We start from the raw sequence: 10,047 nt of genomic DNA on the forward strand, positions 1-10,047 counted from the left end.
GGAAATGGGATGTTATGAACTGTTTTACTAGAATCTGGCAGTCTGCCGTAATTGCATCGATGTTTGTCGCCCCGCTTGCGCTGGCGAAGGTGACCATCTACATGTGTGGTGACTCCACCATGCAGGACTGGGCTGCAGGCTACTGCCCCAAGCAGGGCCAGGGCCAGGATTTCCATTACTGGTTCGATGCAACCAAGGCGGAGGTCGTGAACCGCGGTCAGGGTGGCATGGCTGCCGACGGCTACTACGACATGTTCTGGAAAAAGGGTTGCTCTGCCGGTAACTGCATTGTGGAAAAATTGCAGGCGGGCGACTATGCCGTAATCCAGTTCGGCATCAACGATGTGAGCAAGAGCGACGAGGCGAAGTTTACCGTCGCGATGAGCACGATGGCGAAGGAGGCCCAGGCGAAGGGGGCGTACCCGATTATCATGAGCCCGATACGCCGCTGCTATTACGATTCTCCGACGGCCATCCACAACAGCTACCGCGGCTACCCGGCTCGCGCGAAGGCGATTGCGGATTCCCTGAACATCCCGTTCATCGACATGAGCGAGATGGTCGCGAACTACATGATTTCGGTGGGCGAGAGCTACGCGCAGCAGTTTATTTTCAACTATGCGACGAGCGCGGAGTATTCTAACCTCAAGAGCGACCAGGCTGATCAGGTTCACCTGCAGATGAACGGCGCGAACGCTTTCGGCCGCATCATTACCGAACAGATGCGTGCACATTCCGACCCGCTGGTAAAGAAGCTGGGCGACTACATGGCGCCTATGTACCAGGTGAGCGTGAAGGTTTCGCCGGAGGGCGCTGCAGAGGCGACTTCGATAAACGCCTACTACCCGCAAGGCATGACCGTCATGCTCAAGACTATCCCGAAGAGCGGCAAGAAGTTCCTTGGCTGGTATGACGGGAACGGCAATAAGGTGAGCGGGCAGGCGGTTTCTACAGTGAAGTCGCAGTACATCTACACGTTTACCATGAGGGGTGCCGCGACGCAGTATACTGCCGTGTATGAAGGCGGTACGGCGCAGAAGTACGAGGGTGATGGCGCTGCCTTGACGGCGTTCCCGACGACGACCCCGAAGAGCCTCGACGATGTGACCTTCGTGCCGTTTACCCCGATGGACGGTAGCCAGGAATCGACGGTGCCGGTAGACAAGAACATCAAGAAGTTCTTTGATGCCTACAAGCCGGATTCGGGACTTGGAACTTCGGATACCAACTGGGCGCATACGGGTCTCGGTTTCTTCAACATGGCGAATGAGAAGAACTCCTTTGCCACTTACAAGATGAAGTTCCCCGGTGCGGGTTACGTGACGCTCGCGGTACGCTATGCGAACGGAGGAACTTCTGACCGCATGTTCAACGCGTACCTGGATCACGACTACTACGTGAGCGCACCGCCTACAGGTGGTTGGGAAAACTGGGATACCGCTTACGTGGTGATGGATGCCCCGCTCGGCGAGGCGGAACTCAAGTTTATTTCGCTTACGAGTGACGGTGCGCCGAATATCGATGCCTTCGGGTTCAGTATTGACGATGTATGCCGTGTGAGTGAAGGCTGCCCCGAGGTAAGCGATACTACGGATACGACGATTGCCTTGCATGCGATTGCTGCAAATGCGGGAGTAAGGCTCCGTGGCGCTGTGCTTTCGCTGGTGCGCGATGCTGACGTGAGTGTGTTTGACATGCGTGGCCGCCTGGTGGTTCGCAAGGTTATGGCTGCGGGCGAGGTGAATCTCTCGACGCTCGTGCGCGCGAACGGCCTGTACCGCGTTGTGGTCCGTGATGGTAGTTCTAAGTTTGTCGCAACATATGCAAAGGTGAGGTAAGGATGCGTCGCATAATTAAATATCTCCTTGCTGCCTTGGTGTTCGCGGGTGTCGCCGTGAGCGATTCCACGAGTTTCAAGGTTCACGTGATTGGCGACTCTACGGTTTGCAACTACAAGGACAATGCTTACCCGCAAACAGGTTGGGGACAGATTCTGGGGAGTTTCTTTGACGGTTCCCGCGTCCAGGTGGTGAACTATGCTATCGGTGGTCGCAGCTCCAAGACGTTCGTGCAGGAAGGTCGCCTAGACGAAGTGAAGAAGAATCTCCAGAAGGGCGATGTCATGATGGTTCAGTTCGGGCATAACGACCGCTATTTTGGAAGCAAACCTCGTGAGGTCCCCTTTGATTCGCTTGGCTACTGGCTACAGCAGTATGCCGATGTGGCTAAGGGTGCGGGCGCAACTCTAGTGTATGTGACCCCGATGAACATGAATATGGGGGCCAACGGCCGCAATATCTTTACTGAATACAACGTTGTCGGCAAGATGGAGGAACTTGCCAAGAAAAATGGCGCCGTCTACGTGAACCTGAATGCAAAATCCTACAATGCTTATAGCAAGAGCTGGGACCCGGCGTATGTTTCCCGCTACCAGTTCAAGATGTTCCTAAAGGGAGAATACCCGAATTACCCGGATGGTGTCACCAACGACGGAACGACGCACTTCCAGGAATCGGGCTCCATTGCTCACTGCCAGTGGATTGCCGAGGAACTTGAAAGCGCCCTGAAAAATGAATCGTACATCTCTGCCGACAACAAGGCGAATTTGACACAGCTCGTGTCCTCCCTCAAGCCGCGTTTCGCATTTACGGTCAAGGCGAATATTTCGAACAGCAAGGGCCTCATTACGCATAACCAGCAGCTCCCCGGCGGCGCTCCGCTTACCTTGCATGTAAGCCCTGGCAGCTTTGGCAAGAAGTTCGTTGGCTGGTACGATGACGACTGTAATAAGCTTTCTGCCGATTCGAACTACTACGGCAAAAAGACCCTCTACCGCGCGGCAACCTATACGGCTGTCTTTGACGGTGGGCCCGCCTGCCAGCCGACTTCGCACGGCGAAGAAAATTCTGGCGATACTCCGACTTCTTCGAGTTCCGAGGGCCCGGAATCGTCGGGTTCCATTGACACGGCGCTTTGCTTTACGGGTGTTGCCGATGCAGCTTGGCCGTCTCCGATTGACATGGCTAGTCCCGAAGCGGGAGATGGCTGGACCGAGGCGAATCATGAAGGCTTTACGGGCCAGGGCTTCTTTAACTTTGACAACTCCGCCTATAGCACGGCTACTTACAATGTGACTTCGGACCAGTCCGCATCGAACGCGCGCGTAATGATTCGCTATTCGTTTCAGGGAAACACGGATCGAGACATGAAGCTGACTGTCGATAATGGTGAGTACGATGTGACATTCAAGTCTACCGGAAGCTGGGACAAGTGGGATACGGTCTACATTGAAGATGTGTGGGTCGATGCGCTTGACTTTAAGGTGAAGCTTGCTTCGGCCTCGGCAGATGGTGGCCCGAATATCGACATGATTGCTTTTGACATCAAGGGCGTGTACCGCACCGGATGCAAGCCCGCGAAGGTGGCAAACGATTCTGTTCCGCCGGTGCGCATTGCGCCTGTCCGCGAGATGCAATTGCAGCCCAAGGTGGGCAAGTCGTTCAATGCCCTCGGGCGGGAACTCCCGGCTTCGACGAAGGCGCGCAAGTACCCCGCAATAAGGACCTTTAATCGCTAAGCACCGTGAGTGTATGTGCGCGGGCTTACAGGATTCACGGTGTGGACTTTTTTATTGTACGGTTTGTGGACTAATTTGCTATATTCCTTCTAAAACAACGAAACAGGCTGATTTTACACTATGATTAATCTTTTTGAATATTTGAATTACCGAGACTTTTTAAGGGATGCCTACGAGGAACGCCATGCTAGCGACTGGCGCTTTAGCCACCGGTATATCGCCGACAAGGCGGGTTTCGATTCTTCGATGTTCAATAAGATTCTGCAAGGCAAACGCAACCTCACCGAACGCATGGTGAGCGTGTTTGCCGATATCTTCTGCAACGATGCGCGTGAAAAGTCGTATTTTGCAAATATGGTGGCCTTCAACCAGGCGAAAACCCATTCCGAGAGCCGCCAGTACCTTGAAAAGCTTGTGGCGACAAAGGAGTGCAAGGTCGAGGATTTGGCGAAGGACCAGTTCGAATATTTTGACCATTGGTACCATGCCGTTATCCGTGAACTGGTGACGTTCTACCCCTACGTGGGCGACGATGCCGCTCTTGGGCTCATGGTGCGCCCGCCGATTACCGCAAGCCAGGTGAAGTCTTCCATCGCGTTGCTCGAACGCCTCTCGATGATCAAGAAGAATCCCGAGACAGGCTTTTACGAGCAGACGCAGGGCCTGATTTCTAGCGGCTCTGAATCGTACAGCACAGCGGTGAATTCATACATTCAGCAGAATTTGGACGTAGCCCAGACGGCGATGGACCGTTTCGACAAGACGGAACGTAACCTTTCGACGCTCGCGTTTGCCTGCGACGAGACGACGTATAGCGAACTGGTAGAAATGGTCCGCCGTTTCCGCCGAGAGATTCTTGCAAAGGTTTCGCAGTGCGAAAAGCCCAATCGAGTTTTCCAGCTGGGGATGCAGCTGTTCCCGCTTTCGGACCCGTACCCGCCACCGCAGAGGCGAGGCCGCAAGAGGCGTATCCGCGGGCAGGAGGCTCTGGACCAGAAACAGCTTGAAGGCGGCAAGGATGCCGGGGAGGTGGACCATGTCTAGGCATGCTTTTATTCCGGCGTCTGTTGCCATGCTGCTTGCGCTTGCCGCTTGCAGTAACGACGGGAAGGTGGCCGGCGGTACCGAGGCCGAATCGACGATTGCCCTGCAGGTGCAGCTTGCTGACGGCACTCCGGCGGCAAATGCCCGCGTGCGCGTGCTCCCCGATGATTACCTGAGCGATGGCGTAAATGATGCAGAGTGGACTGCTTCCGACGGGAACGGCTTTGTGGAAATGACGGCAGAACCGGGTGACTACGCGGTGGAAGTCCGTAACGTGAAAGGCTCCGTTGCCTCGGGTGCTGTGCTGAACATTTCGCTCGATACGAATACCTCCAAGGTCGATACCGTGAAGCTCGGTGAACTTTCTACTATCGAAGGCTTCGTTTTCTTGGGCAGGAGCGCTCCGGTAATTCGCGTTGCCGGGCTTGACCGCTATGTGGTTCCCGACAGCACGGGGCACTTTGTTATCGATTCTCTCCCTTTGGGTGATTTCAAGGTCAATTTTGCCGATACGCTGGTAAACAATTCCGTTACGCTGGAGTTCGCTCCGGGCGATACGTTGTATGTAGACTGCACGGACCCGGAATCTGAAATCAAGGTATTCAAGTCGCAAGATGTCGATTCGAGCAAGTTCCCCGAGAAGGACTGGAGCGAGCATGCCGCACTGCTTTCGCAGATAGAGGGCTATGCCGTCGGTACTCTCGGAGCTGCAGGCGTTACCGATAGCCTCGGCAATATCTCCGAGGCAGAAGGCGAAATCTGCATTGTGACGACGACGGAAGACTACCTGATTGTTGAAGATACGACGGAGGTGGATTCCGCGGGTGTCGCCGCGACGAAGGCCGTAATCGCTCCGGGTTCGCTGCGTGACTGCGCCTACCGCGAAGGCCCCACGTGGGTGCTGTTCAAGGAGAGCGGAACGTACAACCTGCAGTCCCCGCTCCGCCTCAAGAAAGACAAGACTTTTGACGGTCGTGGCCGCGATGTGCGCATTGCGGGCATGGGCGTGCTGACCGACGGCTCTAGCAACCTTGTTTTCGAGAATATCACGTTTGCTGCCCCCGCGATTACGGTGCTGGACACGAGTTCCCGCAGGGCGCTCTCCATCCATAACGGCACGCACAACGTGTGGGTGGACCACTGCACCTTCGAGGAATACCCGCTGGTGGAACTCGACGTGAAGCGCGGCTCCTACGGGGTGACCATCTCCTGGTCGCGCTTCGAGAACGCGCAGACGGGCGTGCTCTTTGGGCTTGCGGGCGATATCATCAAGGAAACCTCGCAGAACCTTACGGCGCACCACAACTATTTCGCTGGCCTGAGCAATGACGGTATCCTCTCGCATGGGGGAGAGCTGCATGCCTACAACAACTTCTTCGACGGCGTCGAAAAGTCGGGCGTGGTCTGCTCGGATTCGGCCCGCTGCCTTGTCGAAAACAACATCTTCAACAACGAGATGCCCGTGACGCTCTACCGCTGGTATAACGAGGACGGCTCTCCGGTGGATTCGACTGTCGGCTTTGTCTCGATGAAGGATAACCTGCTTACGGCAGGCGATGCCCTTGACGGCGACGCCCTTGGCTACAAGCCCGATTACAAGTACGGTGTCGATATCGCCGATGCGGATAACGCTTGGTCCGTGAAAACCGGTAGCGGAGCTCGGTAGTCGGTCGATTTCGGTCGCGTTTAGCTTTTTTTACTATATTTGGGCCGTACAAAATCCCAAGGAGTAGCTAAATGCTCAAATCTACACTGCAACAGACCGATCCGGAAATCTACAACATCATTCAGGAAGAAGCCGAACGCCAGGAATATGGCATCGAGCTCATCGCTTCTGAAAACTACACCTCCAAGGCCGTCATGGAAGCCATGGGCTCCGTGCTGACCAACAAGTACAGCGAAGGCTATGTGGGCAAGCGCTACTACGGTGGTAACGAAGTGATCGACAAGATGGAAGCATTGGCCATCGAACGTTGCAAGAAACTCTTTGGTTGCGACCATGTGAACATCCAGCCGCTGTCCGGTTCTCCGGCCAACGCTGCCGTGTACTTCGCCGTCCTCAAACCGGGCGACAAGGTCCTCGGCCTCAAGCTCGACCACGGTGGACACCTTTCTCACGGCCATCCGGTGAACTTCTCCGGCATGCTCTACAACTTCGTGCAGTACGAAGTCGATAAGGAAACTGGCCGCATCGACATGGACAAGGTCCGCGAAATTGCTCTCCGCGAAAAGCCGAAGATGATCCTCGCCGGTTTCTCTGCCTACAGCCGTAACCTCGACTGGAAGCGCTTCAAGGAAATCGCTGACGAAGTCGGCGCCCTCACCATGGCCGACATTTCTCACGTCGCTGGCCTCATCGCCGGTAAGGCAATCGATTCTCCGGTGCCGTACTTCGACATCGTGACGACCACGACCCACAAGACTCTCCGTGGCCCGCGTTCCGCTATCATCATGTGCAAGGACCGCACCATCCAGAAGATGGTGAAGGGCGAACTCAAGGAAGTTTCCCTGGCCAAGGAAATCGACAAGGGCGTGTTCCCGGGCATGCAGGGTGGTCCGCACGACCACATCAACGCCGGTAAGGCCGTTGCATTCCTCGAAGCTTTGCAGCCGGAATTCCAGACCTACGCGAAGAACGTCATCAAGAACGCTCAGGCCATGTGTGCCGAAATGCAGAAACTCGGCTACAAGGTGATTAGCGATGGCACCGACAACCACCTCATCGTTGTCGATATGACTTCCAAGGGCGTTTCCGGTAAGGAAGCCGAAGTGGCCATGGAAAAGGTCGGCATCTCCTGCAGCCGTTCTACCATCCCGTTCGATCCGCGCAAGCCGATGGACCCGTCCGGTGTGCGTCTCGGTACTGCCGCTATCACGACCCGTGGCTTCGACGAAGAAGACACCCGCGAAGTGGCTCGCATTATCGACCGCGCCATCCAGGCCAAGGACGACGATGCCGCTCTCGCCAAGATCCGCGAAGAAATCGTGGCTCTCTGCAAGAAGCACCCGCTTTATAAATAACCGCTCGCGCTAGACTAGGGGATTAAATTGCTCCGGTCTGCGCTCGCTCTCGCAACCACGCCTCGTTAATACGAGGCGTTTGTTGCTCACAATCGTAACCGCTCGTGCGCAATAAACGAGCGCGGCTGTTAATAGAAATTTGCCCCGGCACACCGCCGGGGCTTTTTGCCTTTGGCAAGGAAAATGTATATTCATAGAATTCACAAGGATTTTCTATGAATCGTTCTTTTGCCATTATTGCTTTGCTTGCGTTGTTGTTTGCGACGGACGCTCTTTGCGGCATCTTGACTGATTCTCGTGATGGTCAAACTTACAGGACGGTGAAAATCGGCAATCAGGTTTGGATGGCGGAGAACTTGAACTACGAGACAGCAAATTCCTACTGCTACAAGGATAGCGTGTCCAACTGCACCAAGTACGGTCGCCTTTACACTTGGGCTGCTGCGAAAACCGCTTGTCCGAGCGGCTGGCATTTGCCGACAGAGGTCGAATTTAAAGAGCTAGTTTCTACTGTTGGCGGTTCTAGTACAGCAGGCAAGATGCTCAAGTCCACTAGCGGCTGGGATGACGATGAAGGGGAAAGCGGCAATGGTACGGATGCCTACTTGTTCACGGCGTTGCCTGCTGGCGAATGGTCCGACAACGGTGGGATTTACCGTGAAGAGGGCCTTTATGCGTTCTTCTGGGGTTCTACTGATGATGGTATCGCGTACAGTATGAACTTGCACTACCACGACGACATTGCAGGCCTGGGTAACGGCAACAAGGACACCGGACACTCTGTCCGTTGTATCAAAGGTTTAGAGGTGAAAAAGAGAACGACGCTCGTAGGGATTTTTATATCATTCTGTCAATATATAATGTGGTGTCTAAAATACCTTTTTTGACCAAATAAGCTAAAGTAAATTGGCCCTCGGTTCAAAGCCGGGGGCTTTTTCTTATATTTCAAGTAAATAACAGGAGGAAATATGCGTTCCCTTTGGCTTGGAATTCTTGCTTGTGCGGCGATGCTTGCTGCCTGCGGTGACGACGATAGCGATTTTGTGACACGTCCTTCGGGCGGTTCGTCTTCGAGTTTGTGTAAGGACTGCGACGACGGGTCTTCGTCCAGTAAAAAGCAGGGAGATGGCGGCTCGGATGCCGCCATGACGAACAGTTCGGCGAAGTCTTCTTCTAGTTCTGTGACTTTGGCTATTCCGTGTAAGACCGATAGTACAGATATATGCGAGTATAAATTGTGGCCTGATAGCGACGCGACTATCACGTCCGTCACCATTGGCTCCCAGATCTGGATGGATGATAATTTGAGTAATGGAACCAAATCCAGATATACGAATTGGTCAGATGCGGTGGGAGAACGTCTTGAGGATGACTGTAATAGCTGGTTGTGCAACCCAGGATTAGGCGTTTTTCGTGGTGCGTGCCCAGAAGGCTGGCATCTGCCGGATACTACTGAATGGAATACGCTAATCGCTGCTGTAGGCGGTAGGTATAATGCTGGATCCCTGATGAGTTTGTGGAATGAGTATCCTTGGCGATGCGGAAAAACTCCAGATGCCTATGGTTTTTCGGCGAGAATGGATGGTATGGTGTATGCAGATGGTTTTACTTCCGGGAAAGGTTATTATGCTGTATTTTGGAGTGCTACAGAACGCAATGAAAATCAAGCATATGCTATAAGTTTATCATGCACCGGAGACTCCGCGTCTTGGGAATACTATGGCAAGAACTCGAGGATTATGGTTCGCTGTTTGAAGGATGACCCTTCGGATAAAAAAATTGATATCTCGTCGCTTGGATGCAGAACGGAAACTGAAGATAACTGCGAATACGGCGAATTGATAGATTCCCGCGATGGCCAGGCATACAAAACCGTGAAAATTGATACCCTGTGGTGGATGGCGGAGAATTTGAATTATGAGACGGATAGCAGTTTCTGTTATGAAGATTCCTCCGAATATTGCGAAAAAAAAGGGCGTCTTTACGTATGGGAAGATGCTGATACGGCTTGCCCTGAGGGGTGGCATTTGCCCAGTGCTTTAGATGTTGAAGACCTGTATCAAACCGCTGGAGGAAAATTTGTGGCGGGTAAACTTCTGAAAACGACTACTTTTAAAGATCGCGTAGGTACGGATGCTTTTGGTTTTTCGGCGTTGCCGGCTGGTCTTAGGAATGCTGATAATGGAAATTTTAGTTGGGGGGAATATCTTGCATATATGTGGACGTCTCTGAGTTACTCTAATTCGAAGGCCTGGGGTATAAGATTTAGTTATCGTTTAGATGAAGTTGAAACAGATGAATATGATAAGTTTGATGCTTTATCCGTCCGTTGCGTTAAGGACTAACTTTAGGAGGAAATATGCGTTCCCTTTGGCTTGGAATTCTTGCTTGTGCGGCGATGCTTG

The 10,047-nt window shown here is 53.5% G+C and carries 7 protein-coding genes; all 7 read left to right on the forward strand.

Annotated features, from left to right (window positions below; all coding sequences use genetic code 11):
• Window positions 1-14 precede the first annotated feature (14 nt).
• Window positions 15-1,838 carry a GDSL-type esterase/lipase family protein gene (locus B7994_RS04085; RefSeq protein ID WP_088637173.1) on the forward strand — a complete coding sequence of 608 codons (1,824 nt, stop codon included), beginning with the start codon at window positions 15-17 and terminating at the stop codon, window positions 1,836-1,838.
• A gap of 2 nt (window positions 1,839-1,840) precedes the next feature.
• Complete coding sequence (locus B7994_RS04090; RefSeq protein ID WP_088637174.1) at window positions 1,841-3,577, forward strand: GDSL-type esterase/lipase family protein; 1,737 nt, start codon at window positions 1,841-1,843, stop codon at window positions 3,575-3,577.
• Between the two features lie 120 nt (window positions 3,578-3,697).
• A complete protein-coding gene (locus B7994_RS04095; RefSeq protein ID WP_088637175.1) occupies window positions 3,698-4,621 on the forward strand; it encodes a TIGR02147 family protein in 924 nt (307 codons plus the stop codon).
• On the forward strand, window positions 4,614-6,287 hold the full coding sequence (locus B7994_RS04100; protein WP_158213071.1) for a right-handed parallel beta-helix repeat-containing protein: 1,674 nt from the start codon (window positions 4,614-4,616) through the stop codon (window positions 6,285-6,287). The genes B7994_RS04095 and B7994_RS04100 overlap by 8 nt, the downstream gene beginning before the upstream one ends.
• A 71-nt stretch (window positions 6,288-6,358) precedes the next feature.
• Window positions 6,359-7,642, forward strand: a complete 1,284-nt coding sequence (gene glyA, locus B7994_RS04105) for a serine hydroxymethyltransferase (RefSeq protein ID WP_088637177.1) — start codon at window positions 6,359-6,361, stop codon at window positions 7,640-7,642.
• Between the two features lie 215 nt (window positions 7,643-7,857).
• Window positions 7,858-8,529, forward strand: a complete 672-nt coding sequence (locus B7994_RS04110) for a fibrobacter succinogenes major paralogous domain-containing protein (protein ID WP_088637178.1) — start codon at window positions 7,858-7,860, stop codon at window positions 8,527-8,529.
• Between the two features lie 81 nt (window positions 8,530-8,610).
• Window positions 8,611-9,987 (forward strand): FISUMP domain-containing protein, encoded by a 1,377-nt coding sequence (locus B7994_RS04115; RefSeq protein WP_088637179.1) that lies wholly within the window; start codon window positions 8,611-8,613, stop codon window positions 9,985-9,987.
• The last annotated feature ends 60 nt before the right edge of the window (window positions 9,988-10,047 follow it).

The sequence above is a fragment of the Fibrobacter sp. UWR2 genome (assembly GCF_002210285.1).
In the GTDB taxonomy this organism is placed as follows: Bacteria; Fibrobacterota; Fibrobacteria; order Fibrobacterales; family Fibrobacteraceae; genus Fibrobacter.

Coding starts and splice junctions, on each gene's coding strand:
- glyA (WP_088637177.1), top strand. CDS start 6,359: ATGCTCAAATCTACACTGCAACAGACCGATCCGGAAATCTACAACATC.
- B7994_RS04090 (WP_088637174.1), top strand. CDS start 1,841: ATGCGTCGCATAATTAAATATCTCCTTGCTGCCTTGGTGTTCGCGGGT.
- B7994_RS04095 (WP_088637175.1), top strand. CDS start 3,698: ATGATTAATCTTTTTGAATATTTGAATTACCGAGACTTTTTAAGGGAT.
- B7994_RS04085 (WP_088637173.1), top strand. CDS start 15: ATGAACTGTTTTACTAGAATCTGGCAGTCTGCCGTAATTGCATCGATG.
- B7994_RS04110 (WP_088637178.1), top strand. CDS start 7,858: ATGAATCGTTCTTTTGCCATTATTGCTTTGCTTGCGTTGTTGTTTGCG.
- B7994_RS04115 (WP_088637179.1), top strand. CDS start 8,611: ATGCGTTCCCTTTGGCTTGGAATTCTTGCTTGTGCGGCGATGCTTGCT.
- B7994_RS04100 (WP_158213071.1), top strand. CDS start 4,614: ATGTCTAGGCATGCTTTTATTCCGGCGTCTGTTGCCATGCTGCTTGCG.